The sequence below is a fragment of the Pseudogracilibacillus sp. SO10305 genome (assembly GCF_037072005.1).
Taxonomy (GTDB): domain Bacteria; phylum Bacillota; class Bacilli; order Bacillales; family Amphibacillaceae; genus Pseudogracilibacillus; species Pseudogracilibacillus intestinigallinarum.
Genome location: NZ_JAXHDE010000012.1, coordinates 1 through 18,867, shown reverse-complemented (window position 1 = coordinate 18,867; position 18,867 = coordinate 1). Strand labels below are relative to the sequence as shown.

Below are 18,867 nucleotides of genomic sequence, written 5' to 3'. Positions count from 1 at the left end.
TACATTAGATGGGAGTGATTTGGTATGGAGATATTAATTACTATTTTAATCGTTAGTGCACTTCTAGTTGCTATATTAATATTTGGAAAGGTAAAAAATCATTTCAAGCCCACTGAAATTGAAATGCATGACAATGAAGGTAAAGAAATGATTGTTTCTCATAATTCACTAGCCGAGGGACGAATACAATTTCAAATGCTTCCCGCAACACAGAATGTTGATGATGCAAGACTAGTCGAAATAAAAGACAAAAGGGTAATCAGTCATTTTACCAATCTTGTACCTGAATCATTAAAGGTGTTGGCAAATGCCGACAGTGCAAAACAATATAAAAATGTTGTAAAAACAGGTGGTGAACTCTATCAAGCAATAATTCCCAAAGGAGCGGTGCTTGATAAATCCCGTGCTATGGCGGGAGCATCTAGGGGGACCTTCAGGACTGCTAGGAATATTAAGGGACATGCGAATTGGGTGCCAGCAAAATCCAACGTTGGTAAGATGGCACAAGTTAATGTTGCAAATGCAGCCATGGGCGTAGGGGCAATGGTTGTTGGACAGTATTATATGGAACAAATTAATGCCGAACTTAGAGAAATAAATGATGGCATTACTAAAGTTGCTGATTTTCAAGATAATGAATATAGAAGTAAGGTTTTTGCCTTGGTGACTCAAGTTCAAAAAACGGCACATTTTCAAATAGACATACTTGAAAACGAGGAATTAAAAATACGTGAACTATCCAATCTTGATAACAGGGAACAAATGTGCATTGAATTGTTGGGACAAGCCAATTTGACCATCGATGGCTTCTCAAAAAAGCAAAAGTTAAACTTTGAACAATATGAAAAAGAATTGATAGAAATCCAAAAGTGGATAGTTTATCAGAACACGCTCTTGGATGTCCTATGTAAAATTGCTGATTTGAACCATGCCTTAAATCTTGGTTCTGTATCAAGGGAGATATGTAATACACTGCCTATCAAATATTCAAAGCAGGTAAAAGAGGCCCAAGAAAGATTAAAAGAATGGCATTCTACCCAAATCAAAGATATGGGTATTGATGTTGAAAAAAAACGTAGGAAACGGGTTAAACTGAATAAAGTTATTTACAAACTCCCTGGATTAGTAAATGAAAACTACAACTTCAAGCCCGTTTCAGGTAAAACTATTGGTATTATCGCTAATCAAATTGCTGAAGACGAAAATGTGCACAAAATAGAGAAATCCGATTTATTCCAACAAGATGTTAAGGTAATTGTCAAGGAAGGAAAGTTATATTATTCACCTGAGGAATAGCCTAATCACTTGATTGTGGCTCGACTTGACAGAAAGACTTTCAAACATGCATCAATACACGGATGGTTGTGTATTTTCGTAGGAGTAAGAATAGCCTAAGTATATCATGTCGAGTTGGTAGCATTGATGTCAAGAGAAGAAACGTTGATATAACAAGGTATTAAGAAGAATCATCTATTTTGCTCACGTGGTGAAATAGATGTTTTTTATGTGGAAATCTTTAATTATAAAAGTATTATTGACGAAGAATAATTGTTATAAAGCTGGAAGGAAAATCACACCAAAAGGAATTATGATCCATAGCACAGGGGCGAACAATCCAAACTTAAAACGTTACGTTGGTCCAGATGATGGTTTGTTAGGAAAGAATCCATACAATAATCACTGAAACCAGCTACGTCCAGATGGCAGACAAGTGTGTGATCATGCTTTTATCGGAAAGTTAAAAGATGGATCGATTGCAACTTACCAAACATTACCTTGGAATCATCGTGGATGGCATGCAGGTGGTGATGCGAATAATACGCATATTGGCTTTGAAATCTGTGAAGATAATTTAACAGATAAAACTTACTTTAATAAGGTTTATAAAGAAGCGGTTGAACTTGCTGCTTATCTTTGTAAACAATACAAACTAACAGAGAAAAACATCATCGACCATTATGAAGGATACCAAAAGAAAATCGCTAGTAACCATGGTGACCCGCGTCATTGGTTTTCAAAACATGGTAAGTCAATGGACACGTTCCGGGAAGATGTAAAGAAGGAATTAGCGAAAGGTACGTCAACATCTAAACCATCAACTGGTGGAAAGAAACTATATCGTGTACAGATTGGTGCGTATAGTGTTAAAAGGAATGCTGATAAACAGTTGGCAAAGGCAAAGAAGGCAGGATTTAAAGATGCGTTTGTGAAGTATGAATAGGTGTAAATAGTCGAGGGATACAAACACTCCTCGACTATTTAATAAGTATATTATGAAAATAAGTTTTTTGTGTCGGCAAAAATCTTTATTCGCTCGCCAATTTCATCACGTACTCGTTGGAACTCTGACCACTCTTTTCCAGCTGGATCATCGAAACCCCAGTGTTCTCTTCGTACATGTGGGGGAGTGACAGGGCATTTATCAGCAGCATCTCCACAAAGTGTGACCGCCAATGTTGCTTGATTTAATATGTCTAAGTCAATGATATCTGATGTTTGATTAGATATGTCAATCCCTACTTCATTCATTGCCTTAATAGCATTGGGATTTACCCCGTGTGCTTCAATCCCAGCACTATGGACTTCCCACTCTTCCCCAAGAATTTCTTTTGCCCATCCTTCAGCCATTTGACTTCTACAAGAATTCCCCGTACATAAAAAGTAAATAATTTTTTTCGACATAACCTTCATCTCCTATTATAAAATTAATGTGATATAGAGTCCTAACAATGTAATAAATAATATAGGTAACGTTAAAATAATTCCTGTTTTAAAATACGTACCCCATGAAATTTTTATTCCTTTTTGAGAGAGTACATGAAGCCATAGTAATGTTGCGAGTGAACCGATAGGTGTAATTTTTGGACCTAAATCAGAGCCAATAACATTCGCATAAATAAGTGCTTCACGTATCACACCAGTTGTATTGGTCTCTGCAATAGCGATTGCATCAATCATGACAGTAGGCATATTATTCATAATAGATGAAAGGATAGCTGCGATAAATCCCATTGAAATCGTAGCAACGAATAAACCTTGTTCGGCACTTGTTTCAATAATTCGTGCTAATACATCTGTAAGACCTGCATTCCTTAAACCAAATACAACGACATACATACCGATGGAGAAAAAAACAATCGGCCATGGTGCACCAGTTATAACAGCTTTCGTATTGACAGCTTTACTATTTCTAGCGATGAATAAAAATAAAATCGCAACAATTCCTGCGACAATCGAAACAGGTAGTTGAATGAATTCACTTGTAAAATATCCAACCAATAATATTGCTAACACATACCAAGACAGACGGAATAATTTCATATCCTGAATCGCTTCATGTGGCTTTTTCAAGTCGGAAACATCGTAGGTCTTCGGAATACTCTTTCTGAAATAAATTAACAATACAAAAATTGTTGCAGTTAATGAAAAGATATTAGGTATGATCATTTTAGAAGCATATTCAATGAAACCGATATTGAAAAAATCTGCTGATACGATATTAACTAAGTTACTTACAACAAATGGAAGTGATGTCGTATCTGCTATAAACCCACTTGCTATAATAAATGGAAAAATCATTTTTTCTTTAAAGTTCAAGTTACGTACCATAGCAAGGACTATCGGGGTAAGGATTAATGCAGCTCCATCATTTGCAAAAAGTGCTGCAACAATTGCTCCTAAAATACTGACATAAATAAACATTTTTATACCACTACCTTTAGCTATGCGTGCCATATGTAATGCTGCCCATTCAAATAAGCCAATCTCATCTAAAATAAGCGAGATTAAAATGATAGCAACAAATGCTAAAGTAGCGTTCCATACAATACTAGTTACCTCAATTACATCACTAAAATCCACGACTCCTATGATCAAGGCGATAAGTGCTCCACCACATGCAGACCAACCAATTGACAATCCTTTTGGCTGCCAAATGACTAAAATGAGTGTTAGGAGAAAAATGAGTGATGCAAGTATAATTGATGATGACAAAATTAATTCCTCCAATCAATTGCACTGAATTCGTGTTCCATTAAGTTCTAATTTCTTTAATTTTTCATTTTGACATGGTAATAAATTTAACAATTTGATAAGAAAATCATAGTGTTCATATTCTTTATTTAAGGAATAGAATATCCACTGACCTCTTCTTTCTTCTTTGATTAATCCACTATCTTTTAACTTACGTATGTGTTGACTAATAGCAGGTTGAGTAGCTTGGAAAATTTCCACAAATTCACAAACACAACAATCATGATCGTCTAATATTTTTAACATTGTTAGTCGTGTTTCGTGACCTAATAACTTTAAAATTTCAGAAGCCATATCCATTTCAATGTTTATATTTAACATATGAAGCCCTCCTATCTGTTGAATCATTATATAAGCATATACTTATATATGCAACGAATTAAATTTCAGAACTTAAGAGGGTTCGAATCCCCCCTATTTTTCGCATATAGGTAGAAGACTATCTAGGAGGAAAACCATATGCGATTAAAACAACTTACATCCAGTAATCAAACGCTTTCAAATGAGCCACTAAAAATAACGGATGAACAACTTCAAAATGAACTTAATTTTCATCTTGTTGAAAAAATGTTTATAAAACTTCGTGAAGAAAAACTCATTTCTCAAGAAGAATTCAATAAAATAAGCAAATTAAATCGTCAAAAGTTTACCCCTTTATTAGGTCCTTTAATGTGCGATAAACCTTGATATAACAGCGCTCTAACGCTAATATGTCACATACGAGAAGGGAGGTTGAGTGGATGAGAAAGATAACAATGCTTGATGTGGCAACATCTTCAGCAGTAAAACCAAAACAAAAGGTCGCTGCTTATATACGAGTGTCAACGTCAAACGAGGATCAACTTATTAGTTTAGAAGCACAAAGACGACACTACAAAACTTTGATTGAAACAAATGAAGAATGGCAGCTAGTTGATATTTACAGTGATGAAGGTATTACAGGGACGAAAAAGGATAGACGGCCGGAATTGCTTCGCTTAATGTCCGATTGTGAAAAAGGAAAGATTGATTTTATTTTAACCAAATCAATTAGCCGATTTGCGAGAAATACAATTGACTGTTTGGAGCTTGTTAGAAAACTGATGGACTTAGACGTGCACATTTATTTTGAAAAAGAAAACATCAATACAAATTCGATGGAAAGTGAACTCATGCTTTCAATCTTAAGTAGCCTTGCAGAAAATGAATCAGTGTCACTTTCCGAAAACAGTAAATGGTCGATTAGGCAGCGATTCAAACACGGAACTTACAAATTATCATATCCTCCATACGGTTACGATTATATCGATGAACAGATTGTTGTAAATGAAGAACAAGCACCAGTAATCAGGCGAATATTTAATAGTGTGCTTAAAGGAATAGGAACAGAAAGAATTGCTAGGCAATTAAACGAAGAAAAAATTCCAACAAAGCGGGGTGGAAATTGGACAGGAACTACGATACGTGGAATTATTAAGAACGAAAAATACACTGGTGATGTGCTACTTCAAAAGACGTTTACGGATGAACATTTTAATCGAAAAGTAAATCAAGGTGAGCTGGATCAATACCTAATTGAAAATCATCATGAAGCGATTATCACACATGCTGATTTTGAAGCGGCCAATCAGATGATTGAATACCAAGCAAGTCAGAAGAATGTAGCAGTAGGAAGCAGAAAATATATAAATCGCTATCCATTTTCAGGAAAGATTGAATGCGCAGAGTGTGGCGATACCTTTAAAAGAAGAATTCACACTTCAACTCATAAAAAATATATTGCCTGGTGCTGTTCTACACATATCAAAAACAGAGATGAATGTTCGATGCTTTTTATAAAAGAAGAACGTATTCATCAAGCCTTTATTACGATGATGAATAAATTAAAGTTTGGATATAGTTATGTATTAGTCCCACTATCCAAAGAACTAGAAACTTCAAACCAAGATGAAAACTATCAAAAAGTCACCGAGATAGAAGAACAACTCGAGGCTATAAAAGATGAACTGAATACATTAATTCAAATAATGACAAAAGGCTTTTTAGAGCCGGCAATTTTTAATGAACAGAAAATCGAATTGACCCATCGGCATATAAGTCTAAAAGAGGAAAGAGAACAGTTACTGTATTCAATCAATGATGGTTCAAATCAGTTAAATGAATTGAAGCGGCTCATTAAATATTTAAAACAAGGAAACTTTATATCTTCATTTGACGAAGAAACCTTTCAAGATATTGTAAAAAAAGTAATTGTGTATTCACCTAATGAGATTGGGTTTTATTTGAAATGTGGCATTACACTTAGAGAAAGGGTTGAACGCTGATGGCACATACGCCTTTTGGATATGAAATAGTAAATGGAAGAATTGAAATCCATGCCAGAGAAGCTGAACAATTAAGGCTTTTAATCCAGTCGTACTTATCTGGAAAATCTTTAGCTAATGCTGCAAAGGATTCTGGTATTAATCGATCGCATGGTGGGATTGTAAGAATATTAACAGATGAGAGGTATTTAGGAAATGGAATATTCCCTAGATTAATATCAAAAGAGCAATTTGAACAGTTGAAAGAAGAAAGGATTAAAAGGGCGAAAAAACTAGGACGATTGAATAGGATAAAAGCGGAAGAAACATTTAAACCTATTTTTACATTCACAATCGGAAATGTGGAAGCTAGATACGACAATCCAACTAAACAAGCTGAATTTGTATACAGTTTAATAAAAGAAGAGGTGACTTAAAATGGCTTTAGCAAGAAGTGTCACAGTTATCCCGGCGAGAAGAAAGACAAGGAATGTTGACGCAGAGAGTCAGAAGAAATTAAAAGTGGCAGCTTATTGTCGGGTTTCAACAGATAGCGAAGAACAAGCAACTAGTTATGAAGTTCAAGTGGAACACTACACTACCTATATTAAGAACAATCCTAAATGGGAGTTGGCAGGTATCTATGCGGACGATGGAATATCTGGGACAAATACCAAAAAGCGTGAGAAGTTTAATAAGATGATTGAGGATAGCATGAATGGAAAAATTGACATGATTATCACAAAATCCATCAGTCGTTTTGCTAGAAACACGCTGGACTGTTTAAAATACATCAGGCAATTAAAAGATAAAGAAATACCTGTGTTTTTTGAAAAAGAAAACATCAATACAATGGATGCCAAAGGAGAAATTATGCTCACCATCATGGCATCTCTGGCACAACAAGAAAGTCAGTCACTTAGCCAAAACGTAAAACTTGGCATTCAATACCGATATCAGCAAGGTGAGGTGCAAGTGAACCATAATCGTTTTCTAGGCTATACCAAAGATGAGAACAACAAACTAGTCATCAATCCAAAACAAGCGAAAGTTGTGAAACGGATTTACCGGGAATATTTAGAAGGAGCAAGTTTAGTTCAAATAGCACGTGGACTTGAAACGGATGAGATACTTACCGCAGCTCAACGGTCTAAGTGGCGGCCAGAGTCGATTAAAAAGATACTGCAAAATGAAAAGTATATCGGGGACGCATTACTTCAAAAAACATATACCGTAGATTTTTTAACGAAAAAACGAGTTGTAAATAACGGGCATGTTCCACAATATTATGTTGAAAATAACCACGAACCAATCATTCCAAGAGAGATTTATTTACAAGTTCAAGAAGAAATGATGCGAAGAGCAAATATTCGAAACGGAAAAACTGGAAAGAAACGAGTGTATAGCAGCAAGTATGCCTTGTCGAGCATTGTCTTTTGTAAAGAATGCGAAGATGTTTTTCGAAGGGTACATTGGAATAATAGAGGATGCAGATCCATCGTGTGGCGGTGCGTTAGTAGACTAGAAGGAAAAACGCATCTTTGTAATGCGGAAACAATCAGGGAAGATGAACTACACCAAGCTATAGTACAAGCCATTAATGAAGTTTTGGGAAACAAAGATAATTACTTGAAAATATTAATAGAAAATATTGAAACAGTTTTGAATGAAAATGCGGATAAACCAACAGCTGATATTGATGAAAAGTTAGAAGAACTCCAAATGGAACTTCTCAGGCTTGCAAATTCAAAAGAAGATTACGATGATGTAGGAGAAGAAATATACCGATTACGGGAACTGAAGCAGGAAGTCATGATGAAAAACGCAGCACGAGAGGGACTTAGACAGCGGATTGAAGAAATGTCAAAGTTTTTAAAAGGGCAGCCAAAGCAACTTGAAACGTATGACGACTTATTAGTAAGAAGATTGATTGAGAAAATAACGATTCATGAAAGACAATTAACAGTTGAATTTAAGTCGGGAATTGAAATTGAAAAGGATATTTAAAATACATGGAGATTTAATTCTAATACATCTTAACATTTGTATAAAATATATTAATGCACTCTTTTAAGTTAGCCATAATTCAAATAAAGAGAAAACTTTGCAGATACCCAAAATTTATTATCATTTGTTTTGGGTATCTGTTTTAATTTTTTAAAATTCAACTTCTATTTATTTCTGTGATAATTTAATGAAAATTCAGAGGTGGTTAAATTAGGATTTGAAGTAGATATATATTAGGAACATTGATGTGGGAAAAATACACATTCTTAATATAGGTGAATTTTTACTTGTCAGGTGTTAGTAATTAAAATGTATATTCCATATTGACCATAACGGTCATTAGTGGTATATTGATTAGTGACCAGATAGGTCAAATTATAAAGTGGGAGGTGATTACGATTTACTCAAAATTTAATAACTTAAAACTAGAAAAACAAGAACAAATTATTAATGCGGCTATAAAGGAGTTTGTACAAAGTGGTTTTGATAAAGCTTCTACAAATGAAATTGTAAAAAGAGCTAACATTTCAAAAGGATCATTATTTAACTACTTTAATAGTAAAAAAGATTTGTACCTGTATTTAATTGAGTATAGTCGAAATATTATTAGAGATTTAAATGATCAAATTGATTTAACAGAAGAAGATTTATTTAACAGAATTGAAAAAGCAGGGCTGGAAAAGTTTTATGTACAACAAAAGCATCCACTAGTATTCGATTTTTTTGCTTCACTTAAACATGAAGAATCAGTTGAGGTTAAGGAAACTGTGAAGCAAAGTATAGCTTACATCTATAATGTAGCTATAAAAAGGTTATATCAAGATATCGATTATTCTAAATTTAGAGATGAGATTGATGTTGAAAAAGCGATTGAGATTTTGAATTGGACGATGTTTGGGCTAGGAGAGAAGGCGTTAGAACAAATAGTTACTTTTGAAGATGTTGATGATTTTGGTGAGTATTATTTTGAAGAGTGGAAGAAATACGCTGAAATATTGAAATATAGTTTTTATAAACAAAGTTGAAGGTGACGTTTAATAAATTGAAAAAGATATGAATATAGAAACTGAACAGGAGGTTAATGCGATGACTGAAATTGTTAAAGTACAAGGTTTACAAAAAAGGTTTGGTAAATTTCAAGCATTACGTGATGTGTCGTTCACTATAAAATCAGGGGAAGTAGTTGGGTTTATTGGTCCTAATGGTGCTGGGAAATCTACAACCATTCGCACGTTATTAGGAATTATAAAACGTGATTCAGGTATTGCTGAGATATTTGGAAAGGACGTTTGGAAAGATAGTCTTGAAATTCATAAGCGCATATCTTATGTTCCAGGAGATGTTGCACTTTGGGGAAATTTAACAGGTGGAGAAATCATCGATCTGTTTATTAATTTACATGGAAGTGGAAATAAAGAAAAGCGTGATTATTTAATTAAACGTTTTGAATTGGATCCTAAGAAAAAAGCAAAAGGATATTCAAAAGGAAATCGTCAAAAAGTTGGATTAATAGCAGCATTAGCAGTTGATTCTGATTTGTATATTTTTGATGAACCAACTTCTGGCCTTGATCCGTTGATGGAGCAAGTATTTCAAGAAGAAGTTGAAAAAATAAAAAAGGCTGGGAAAGCAATTTTGTTATCTTCTCATATATTGAGTGAAGTAGAACGGCTAGCAGATAAAGTTGTCATCATTCGTCAAGGTGAAATTGTAGAAACAGGGACACTTGATGAATTACGACATTTAACTCGTTCCACAGTTACATTAGTAACACAAGGGGATGTAGCTAATATAGCTTCTTTAGAGGGAGTGCATGACTTCGTTCAAACTGATGATCAATCTACGTTTTCAGTTGATAATCAACATCTCAATAAAGTATTGCTAGAAGCTAGCAAACTAGGTGTTACTAAATTTGAGTCAGTACCACCGACTTTAGAAGATTTGTTCATGCGTCATTATGAAAGCTAAGTAGTCGAAGGGAGGTTAATAATTATGAAAGAAAAATTTGCTCGTTGGGATACATTGTTTTTACAATATTTAAAAAGAGATTGGAAAAAGATTATTATATGGATATTGGGACTTGGGATGTTTTCGGCTGGATTTGTTCCGGCATTCAAAGAAATAGCAAAAGGGCAAGGTTTAGTCGGAATGTTTGAAACTTTGCAAAACCCTGCAATGATATCCATGGTGGGTCCGACTCCAATTGAAACAGGAGCTGATTATACTTTAGGGGCAATGTATGCGCATGAAATGTTGTTGTTTTGTGGTTTGTTTGCAATGATACTTTCAGTTCTTCACATTGTTGGGCATACGCGGAAAGAAGAAGATCTTGGCCTAACGGAATTAGTTCGTTCCTTTCAAATAGGCCGTCAAGCAAATTCTCTAGCGGCATTTGTAGAAGTAACCTTTATCAATACGGTACTAGCTCTTTTTATTTCAGGAGTGATGATTAGCTTTGGCGCCGATACAATTTCTGTTCACGGTTCTTTGTTGTTTGGTGCTTCAGTCGGAATAGCTGGGATTATAGGGGCAGGGATTGCATTAGTGATGGCACAAATTATGCCCACATCATCTGCCGCAACTGGTTCAACTATAGGTATTGTAGGTTTACTTTACATTGCTCGTGCTGGAACCGATGTCTCTGATGTTAACTTATCCATGATAAATCCTTTAGGATGGACATATTTAACTTTTCCTTTTACAGATAATAACTGGCTCCCAATTATTTTTGCTTTTATATTCAGTTTGGTATTGATATTTGTAGCTTTTTTACTTGAAGGAAAAAGAGATATGGGTGCAGGCTACTTACCGCAAAGAGAAGGGCGTGAAAGTGCAAAGCAGTCTTTGCTGTCTGTCCGGGGATTATTTATAAAGATTAATAAAGGTGTAATTATCAGTTGGTTAATCGCATTTGTTATTATAGGTGCTGCCTATGGTTCGATTTATGGAGATATGCAAACATTCCTAGAGAGTAATGAAATGATGAAACAAATGTTTTCTCAAACAGGATTTTCTATTGAAGAATCATTCACTGGGACAATTATGATGGTTATGATTAGTTTGGTTTCTATTCTACCAATTGCGATTGTAAATAAACTCTTTTCTGAAGAAAGCCGATTACATTTAAGTCAGATTTATGCAACAAAAGTAACTCGCAGTCAATTGTATTGGACTAGTATAGGGTTATCGATAGTAGGAGGATTATTAGGAGTTTTATTAGCATCAGGTAGTCTTGGAGGTACTGCTATCTCCGTAATGGGAGATAGTGGAGAAATGGATATAGTTGACTTTCTTGCTGCGGGCTTTAACCTTTTCCCTTCCGTTTTATTCTTTATAGGTCTGGCAGCGTTAGCTCTTGGATGGGCACCGAAACTAGGTAAAATAGTGTATATTTATCTTACATTCTCTTTTCTATTAAATTATTTTAGTGGCTTAATAGACCTTCCGGAATGGTTTTTAAATATCGCTATACAAAGTTGGATGCCTCAAATGCCAATGGATAATTTTGAAGCATCAGTTTTTCTTACAGTGACTATGATTAGCTTTGCTTTAATAGTAATAGGTTTCTTTGGTTACAGTAGAAGGGATATGAATGAAGGAGCTTAAATTGTTTGAATAGTAAATCGTGTAAACTAATGATTTAAATTCTGGTGTTGTAGGTTTTAACATTAATCGATGAAACCAATTAAATTTTATTATTGCAGGTTTCATATATTTGATAAGGATAGATGTATTCTAAACTAGAATTATATTTCGATTCTTTTGGCAACCATTAGAAAGGTAGTCGATATGTTCCCACGAACGTAAAAATTAGTCGATATGTTTCCACATACGACCGATTTGATGAAAATCGCAAATACATCCATTCTATCAACTCGTCCCATGTGGAGTTGGTAGCATTGATGTCTAGGGTGGAGAAGTAAATTTCATTGATTTTTGCATGTTTTTCATGTAAAGTGGATATAGATAGTAAAAGAGGAGCGATTCAACGCTCCTCTTTTTAAGTCTCAGCCATACAGGCAGAGGTTTGTTATAAGTTTTATTTACGATTTCCACCCTGTTGCTTGTCACGGTGTCGGGTGGATTTCTCTTTATCTAAAAATGTTTTTCGAAATATATACGTAATTATCGCACGTACAATCCCTTTCAACATTTCTTTTACAAACTTCAAGAAAGTTTCCATGATTATCACCTTCTTTCTTTTTAAGAAAAAGAAAAGATAACAAGTGACAACCATCCAACCGTAAAACTTTGATTGCAATGATATTTTACAATTTAAATTGGAGAACACAAAATAACAAGCTCATATGTTCGTATTCGTGCTAATCGGAAGTATATAATGCGAATATTGGTGTCGAATCAATTATTTTGTGGGAACTGAAGCAGGATGTCAGGATGAAAAATGCAGCAAGGGAAAGACTTAGACAGCGGATTGTAGGAATGACAAAATTTTTAAAAGAGCAACCGCAGCAACTTGAGATATATGATGATTTGCTTGTAAGGTGATTGAAATAGAAGTATAAAAAATTTTAAAATAGTCTTTTTCCACCTCCATGAATTTTTTTGTGGAGGTGTTTTAATTATATAATCATGTATATAGTCGGGGGTTGTTACAGTAAACCAAGAAAGAAATAAAGTTTGTAAGTACAGAACTGTCTAGAAGTATAAAAACACTTAAAAAATTTACCTAGCATTTATCAAATAAAAATATTTAAGCAACGAACAATCTCGAAAATTGATTGGTTGTTTCAATTTATCAAACTTGAAAAATTTCAAAAAGTATCCAAATTTTTCGATTACTTATTTTGAGAGAGGTATAGTATATTAAGTAGTTCTCTTACAGAATCAACAAGACCCATGTCGAGTACGTGGCTTTGTTAACGAGGGAAGAAAGGTTGATATAGCTAGAATTAAAGCAGAAACATCCATTTTACCCTCTTGATGAAATAGATGTTTTTTATGTGTCGGCATAAATATTACTTCTTCCTGTAAAGATAGAATTGTCTAAATCATTATGTTAAAATTTAATAATCTACATGGAACGTGAGATTTGAAAGATCTAATGAATAATTATCTAGAGAATTGTAGCAGAAAAACGTTCGCGATAGACTTCATTTTTTAGGAGAAATTAACGCATGTTGAAAAGCGAGCAGCCTCCTCCTACACTTTGAAGGATATACAGATATTCAAAAACCTTATCACGTTCCTACAAAATAATTAGGTTAGGAGAAAATTGTATGAAAAAAATACTAAGTTTATGGTTGGTGATGGGACTATCATTCTTATTAGTTGCGTGTGGTGGTAGTTCGGATGAGAAGGAGACAGACACATCAAAAGAAGAAGAAGTAAATGAGGAAGAGCCTGTAGAAGTAACAGAAGATGGTAAAGAACTATATGATGTTGGACAAACGACAGTTGTAGAGAGAGTTACTGGAATTAAATATGAAGTAACACCTACAAAATTTGAAGTATTAACTGACTATAATGGCAAGAATATAGAGGAGTATCTTAGTGGATCTATCGATGCCGATCGTATTCTAGTTGTAACATATACTGTGAAAAATATTGGTGAAAAAGAATTACAGCCAAGTCATGATACAGTGATTCACTTTGATGACAGAGGAAATTATTCGGGCTTCCCAATGGAGTTTAGAGATCGAGAAAAAGCGGATGAAATGCTTGCGTCAGGTGAAGAAATTGAATTAGAGCAATATTATACAGATAGAATTGATACTAAGGATGAATTCTTAGGAGCGTTTGATTTCGAAGAAGAAGGGGAAACGTGGTATAGATTCCCTATAACTCAGGAAGCAAAAGATTCAATAGGTAAAACTGAGGAAAATGAAGATTCAGAAGATACTACTAGTGATAATTCAACAGAAAATAAAGAAGTGGTTGAATTTGGAGAAACTGGTACTGTAGAGAAATTTAATGGTGCCAAATTTGAAATAACTATCGACAACTTTGAAATCTCAAATGGCAATGTCGTAGTTGACTACACAGTTAAAAATGTTGGAGAAAATGCGATAAGTCCTTACCATGATGCTGGTCTTCATTTAGGAACAGAAGATGATAATGGAAAAGCAATGCCATTTACAGATAATGATATAGCTGAGCAGCCGCTTGAACCAGGTGATGAGGTACAGCTTGGACATACTTACAGTTCAGATGATCTAGATGTAAGTAAAGAATATATTTTAAGAGCTACAACAAATGATGCTGGTGGCGGAGTAACTAAGTTTAAAACGAAATAATATATAAACAATAAGGAGTAAATATCATGAAAAAATTATTAAGCTTATTTTGTGTTATGGGACTATCATTCTTATTAGTTGCGTGTGGTGGTAGTTCGGATAAGAAGGAGACAGACACATCAAAAGAAGAAACTGAAACAGAAGAAGTAACTAAGGAAGAACCTGCAGAAGTAACTGATGATGGTAAGGAACTATATGAAGTTGGACAAACGACTGTTGTAGAGAGAGTTACTGGAGTTAAATACGAAGTAACACCAACTAAATTTGAAGTCTTAACAGATTATAATGGTAAAAATATCAAAGAGTTTATATCTGGTGCAATTGATGCGGATCGTTTCTTAGTAGTAACTTATACTGTAAAAAATATTGGAGATAAGGATTTAAAACCAAGTTTTGATACAGTTATCCACTTTGATGACAGAGAGTCTTATGCTGGAACACCAATGGATTTTAAAGATAAAGATGTAGCTGATGAGATACTTGCTCCAGGTGAAGAGATTGAGCTTGAACAATATTTTACAGATAGAATTGATAAAAGAACTGAATTCTTAGGCGCATTTGACTTTGAAGAAGACGGAGAAACTTGGTATAAATACTCAGTCAGTAGTGAGGCAAAAGCATCATTAGACAATACTGAAGAAGACGAAAGTTCTGAAGACTCAACTAGTGATAATTCAACAGCAAACAAAGAAGCAGTTGAATTTGGCGAAACGGCTACCGTTGAAAAATTTAATGGTGCGAAGTTTGAAATAACTATCGACAATTTTGAAATTACTTCAGGTTCTGAAGGTAAAACAATAACTTTAAATTACACAGTTAAAAACACTGGAGAAAATAGTTTTGTTCCTGTTAATGACGCTATTCTTGATTTAGGAACAGAAGAAGATAAGGGTGAAGCGATGCCATTAACAGACTTTGAAAAAGCAGAAGAGCCATTAGAACCAGGAGAAGAAATAAAACTTGAAAATATTTATACATCAGATGATATTGATGAAAACCAAGAGTATGTTTTAAGACACAAAGATTACGGAGTTGTTGCTGGCGGAGAAACTAAGTTTAAAACGAAATAATATATAAACAATAAGGAGTAAATATCATGAAAAAATTATGGGTATTCGGATTATCGTGTGGAAAAAATTTATAGTTAATTGTTGTTTATACAACCGTAAATCGGATAATTGTGTGGAAAATTATTTTTTACAACCTTATGACAAATAACTAAACGCTATTTAAACAATTCTCCACATGCTTAAAATAAGTGGGTAATTTAAAATAATTGTATCAGTAAATTCTATTTCCTTTTAAAAGGTTGGTATAATCCTAGGGTAAACTTACAGCAGTTCATGCTATAAATTATACAAATAGCTTGCGTTATCGAGAAGAAAAATAAATACTGTAAATTATTGATTTTTAAAATCCGATGTTTTAAGATAATAGTAATATTAAAATACTTGAAAAAACCCCTTGATAGATGGGGTTAATTTGTCGTGTGCATTTCAAGTATCAGTAGTCAATGAACTTAATCATCATAATGCCGTTAAATATACTGTCTGCACTCACGTGTAAAAGCAGTTTATAAATAAGGTTTATAAAAGGTCGTGATGAATCTTAAGGTGGTTCATTCACGGCTTTTTTGTGTTCTTAAAACGGCGTTCAAAAAAGTGGAGGCGTAAGTATGACTCTTTATTTTGCGAGCGTATTGTCTGGATTAGAATACGTTTTATCAAATGAAATTAACAACAAGGTGAGTGATTCTGAAATAATTCAAATAAATAGAGGGAAGGTTTTCTTTACCACAGCTGAGTCTTTTACATGCTTAAGTTCTTTAAGGTCAGCAGATAACTTGTTTCAAGTTATTGATCAATTTCAAATCGGTCCACATAAAAAGCACTTATCTCAGGTAAGCGAGCGAATATCCCAGTTGGATTTAGAATTTATTGATCATAAAGATTTATTTTGGGTAAATGCAAGCCGTAAAGGAAAACAAACCTATAGTCGCTTTGAATTAGCAAAAAAAGCAATGGAGGGTATTAATAAGCGTTACCCTGATTGGAACATTGGAACGTCTCAAAATCATCAGATAGAATTCAGACTCGACATTGAACATCATAATGTGATTTTTTCACTTCGGCTTACAGATGCGACGTTTCGTTTTCGAAATCAGACACGACGGTTCTCTCGTGCATCATTACTTCCTTCTGTGGCTCATGCGATGGTGTGGTTGTCAGATCCTGAATCGAAAGATGTTTTCGTAGACTTTTGTTGTGGTTCAGGCACAATTTTGTCTGAACGAGCCACATACCCTGCAAATCAGATAATTGGTGGAGATATATCTGAAGCAGTCACAAAGATAGCCAAAAGTAATCTCGATGATTCGAAGGTGCAAGTTAATGTTTGGGATGCACGGAAATTGCCTTTTTCTACTGGCTGTGTCGATAAAATTGTTACTAATCTTCCATTTGGAAGACAAATTTCCCCTGACGAGGACTTAGAATTGTTCAATCACCATATTATGATTGAAGTATGTAGAGTCTTGAAGCCAAATGGGAGAGCCGTTATTTTGTCTGAGAGTGTCAATCAATTGTTTTGGGAAGCAAAACGATTAGGCCTTTTTTGTCTGGAATCTTATCCTTTGAGTTTGAAGGGCGTGAATCCTACCTTGTTTGTGTTTGAAAAACAAGATGGACTTAGAAGGAAGTAGCAGAATGATTCATTCAAAGTAAAAGCAGATAGTAGTCAAGTAGTGAATATACTCAATCATTTGTTTGTTGATAATGTGTTGAAAGTTGTGTACAGAATGGTATCGATTTAAAGGTAATTTCAAAAAGAGAAATTATAATAAGGAGTAACAATGTTAACCAATATGCTTAACCTTTCAAATTTTAAAATTCTTGATATGCAAGAAAGTGAGAACGATTATCGTTTTTTGGTAGAGCCTAAGTCTCCACCTCCTACCCGTTGTCAAAAATGCGGTACTATTGCAAACCTCTATAAACACGGTAAAAAACGACAACTATTTTTCGACTTGCCTATGCATGCAAAACGTGTGGGAATTTACGTGAAGCGTCAAAGGTATAAGTGTAGAGATTGTAATGAAACTTTTTTTGAAAAACTTCCAGATTTGGATGATGCTCGCTCAGTTACAAAAAGACTAAATAATTTTATTCAAGAAGTCAGTCTTGAAAAGACATTCACAAGCGTTGCAGAAGAGATAGGCGTTGATGAAAAGACGGTACGAAATATCTTCAATGACTATGTTGCCGAACTTGAATCTCAAACAGACCTTAGAACTCCTAAATGGCTTGGTATTGATGAAGTCCATTTACTTAAAAACTATCGTTGCGTCATTACAGATGTTAAAAACAAGTCGGTAATTGATATTTTACGAAAACGTAATAAAGATACGGTTATCAGTTACCTATCAAAACTACAAGATATTGATAAAATTGAACTTGTAGCAATGGATATGTGGAATCCTTATAAAAGTGCTGTTAATACAGTGATACCACATGCCAAAATCGTAATTGACAAGTTTCATGTTGTTAAATTAGCCAATGAAGCCTTAGAGAAAATCCGAAAAGCTAACCGTCAAAATGTTACAGCCAAAGAACGTAAACAACTTATGAGAGATCGTTACGTGCTTCTTACAAGGAGTAAAGACTTAATAGACTTTGATGACCAGATAAAGCTACAAGTATGGACTCAAAACTTTCCATTGCTTGGACAGGCTTATGAACTCAAAGAGCAATTCTTTGACATCTATGAAGTCGAATCAATCAACGATGCCTATAAACTCTATCAAAATTGGCTTTCAAATGTACCTAAAGAATTAATGACTTACTTTGAGGATTTGATTAAGGCTATGAATAATTGGGAAGAAGAAATATTCAACTATTTCAACACTCCCATTACAAACGCTTATACGGAATCCCTGAATCGTTTAATCAAGACAATGAACCATGTTGGTCGTGGTTACTCTTTTGAAGCCCTTAGAGCAAAGATTTTGTTTACTCAAGGCTATCGTAAAGTTAAAAAGAAAAAGAAATTCAAAGAAGTTGAAGTTACTTTCGGAAAAATGTTACCTGATCAATTCCCAAATTGGTCACAAACTGGTTATGAATGGGTGTATGAAGAAATTTATGGTGCCGAATTTTCCACATTGACTAAGGCTATGGAAGAGGGTACTTTTTAACCCTCTTTCCACACTATTTTCCGATTACCCAAAATTATTAAGCTTACTATGTGTCATGGGTTTATCATTTTTATTAGTTGCGTGTGGTGATAGTTCGGAT

18 protein-coding genes are annotated in these 18,867 nt (G+C 34.3%); 14 read left to right on the top strand and 4 right to left on the bottom strand.

Translation table 11 applies throughout. From position 1 onward, the window contains the following. Positions 1-24 precede the first annotated feature (24 nt). The 3 genes from SPD45_RS10190 to SPD45_RS10185 all read left to right on the top strand — a co-directional run bounded on the left by SPD45_RS10190 (position 25) and on the right by SPD45_RS10185 (position 2,221). Positions 25-1,296: a hypothetical protein gene (locus SPD45_RS10190; RefSeq protein WP_336267639.1), complete on the top strand. Its 1,272-nt coding sequence runs from the start codon at positions 25-27 to the stop codon at positions 1,294-1,296. Between the two features lie 208 nt (positions 1,297-1,504). Then, a complete protein-coding gene (locus tag SPD45_RS14425) occupies positions 1,505-1,684 on the top strand; it encodes a hypothetical protein (protein WP_442962016.1) in 180 nt (59 codons plus the stop codon). A 27-nt stretch (positions 1,685-1,711) separates the two neighbouring features. Beyond that, the gene (locus SPD45_RS10185) at positions 1,712-2,221 is read left to right on the top strand and encodes an N-acetylmuramoyl-L-alanine amidase (RefSeq protein ID WP_442962015.1); all 510 of its coding nucleotides are present in this window, start codon (positions 1,712-1,714) and stop codon (positions 2,219-2,221) included. Between the two features lie 50 nt (positions 2,222-2,271). Here SPD45_RS10185 and arsC read toward each other — a convergent pair whose 3' ends face one another. The 3 genes from arsC to SPD45_RS10170 are packed head-to-tail and all read right to left on the bottom strand — an operon-like array spanning position 2,272 to position 4,353. Next, positions 2,272-2,682 (bottom strand): arsenate reductase (thioredoxin), encoded by a 411-nt coding sequence (gene arsC / locus SPD45_RS10180; RefSeq protein WP_336267638.1) that lies wholly within the window; start codon positions 2,680-2,682, stop codon positions 2,272-2,274. A 15-nt stretch (positions 2,683-2,697) separates the two neighbouring features. Then, entirely contained in the window at positions 2,698-3,993 is a 1,296-nt protein-coding gene (locus SPD45_RS10175; RefSeq protein ID WP_336267636.1) for an arsenic transporter, read from the bottom strand. A 15-nt stretch (positions 3,994-4,008) separates the two neighbouring features. Then, the gene (locus tag SPD45_RS10170; RefSeq protein WP_336267634.1) at positions 4,009-4,353 is read right to left on the bottom strand and encodes an ArsR/SmtB family transcription factor; all 345 of its coding nucleotides are present in this window, start codon (positions 4,351-4,353) and stop codon (positions 4,009-4,011) included. Positions 4,354-4,491: 138 nt separating this feature from the next. Here SPD45_RS10170 and SPD45_RS10165 point away from each other — a divergent pair, with 138 nt between their 5' ends. The 7 genes from SPD45_RS10165 to SPD45_RS10135 all read left to right on the top strand — a co-directional run bounded on the left by SPD45_RS10165 (position 4,492) and on the right by SPD45_RS10135 (position 11,927). Next, positions 4,492-4,719 carry an SHOCT domain-containing protein gene (locus SPD45_RS10165; RefSeq protein WP_336267633.1) on the top strand — a complete coding sequence of 76 codons (228 nt, stop codon included), beginning with the start codon at positions 4,492-4,494 and terminating at the stop codon, positions 4,717-4,719. Positions 4,720-4,772: 53 nt separating this feature from the next. Beyond that, entirely contained in the window at positions 4,773-6,335 is a 1,563-nt protein-coding gene (locus SPD45_RS10160) for a recombinase family protein (RefSeq protein ID WP_336267632.1), read from the top strand. Beyond that, positions 6,335-6,751 (top strand): recombinase, encoded by a 417-nt coding sequence (locus tag SPD45_RS10155; protein ID WP_336267631.1) that lies wholly within the window; start codon positions 6,335-6,337, stop codon positions 6,749-6,751. Before SPD45_RS10160 ends, SPD45_RS10155 begins: the two co-directional genes overlap by 1 nt. 1 nt (position 6,752) lies before the next feature. Continuing rightward, positions 6,753-8,321 (top strand): recombinase family protein, encoded by a 1,569-nt coding sequence (locus SPD45_RS10150; RefSeq protein WP_336267630.1) that lies wholly within the window; start codon positions 6,753-6,755, stop codon positions 8,319-8,321. A 389-nt stretch (positions 8,322-8,710) separates the two neighbouring features. Beyond that, positions 8,711-9,346, top strand: coding sequence for a TetR/AcrR family transcriptional regulator (locus SPD45_RS10145; protein ID WP_336267628.1), 636 nt, complete (start codon positions 8,711-8,713; stop codon positions 9,344-9,346). 61 nt (positions 9,347-9,407) lie between these two features. Next, a complete protein-coding gene (locus SPD45_RS10140; protein ID WP_336267627.1) occupies positions 9,408-10,289 on the top strand; it encodes an ABC transporter ATP-binding protein in 882 nt (293 codons plus the stop codon). A 24-nt stretch (positions 10,290-10,313) separates the two neighbouring features. Beyond that, positions 10,314-11,927: an ABC transporter permease gene (locus SPD45_RS10135; protein WP_336267625.1), complete on the top strand. Its 1,614-nt coding sequence runs from the start codon at positions 10,314-10,316 to the stop codon at positions 11,925-11,927. A 433-nt stretch (positions 11,928-12,360) separates the two neighbouring features. On the opposite strand, the gene SPD45_RS10130 is transcribed toward SPD45_RS10135, so the two are convergent. After that, positions 12,361-12,504 carry a hypothetical protein gene (locus tag SPD45_RS10130; protein ID WP_336267624.1) on the bottom strand — a complete coding sequence of 48 codons (144 nt, stop codon included), beginning with the start codon at positions 12,502-12,504 and terminating at the stop codon, positions 12,361-12,363. Between the two features lie 1,054 nt (positions 12,505-13,558). On the opposite strand from SPD45_RS10130, the gene SPD45_RS10125 reads away from it, so the two are divergent. The 4 genes from SPD45_RS10125 (at position 13,559) to SPD45_RS10110 (ending at position 18,767) form a co-directional block, all read left to right on the top strand. Beyond that, positions 13,559-14,575 carry a hypothetical protein gene (locus SPD45_RS10125; protein WP_336267623.1) on the top strand — a complete coding sequence of 339 codons (1,017 nt, stop codon included), beginning with the start codon at positions 13,559-13,561 and terminating at the stop codon, positions 14,573-14,575. 26 nt (positions 14,576-14,601) lie between these two features. Continuing rightward, entirely contained in the window at positions 14,602-15,645 is a 1,044-nt protein-coding gene (locus SPD45_RS10120; RefSeq protein ID WP_336267622.1) for a hypothetical protein, read from the top strand. Between the two features lie 605 nt (positions 15,646-16,250). Beyond that, entirely contained in the window at positions 16,251-17,276 is a 1,026-nt protein-coding gene (locus SPD45_RS10115) for an EmtA family 23S rRNA (guanine(2470)) methyltransferase (RefSeq protein WP_010721600.1), read from the top strand. A 150-nt stretch (positions 17,277-17,426) separates the two neighbouring features. Continuing rightward, on the top strand, positions 17,427-18,767 hold the full coding sequence (locus SPD45_RS10110) for an ISL3 family transposase (RefSeq protein ID WP_010721601.1): 1,341 nt from the start codon (positions 17,427-17,429) through the stop codon (positions 18,765-18,767). Positions 18,768-18,867: the final 100 nt, after the last annotated feature.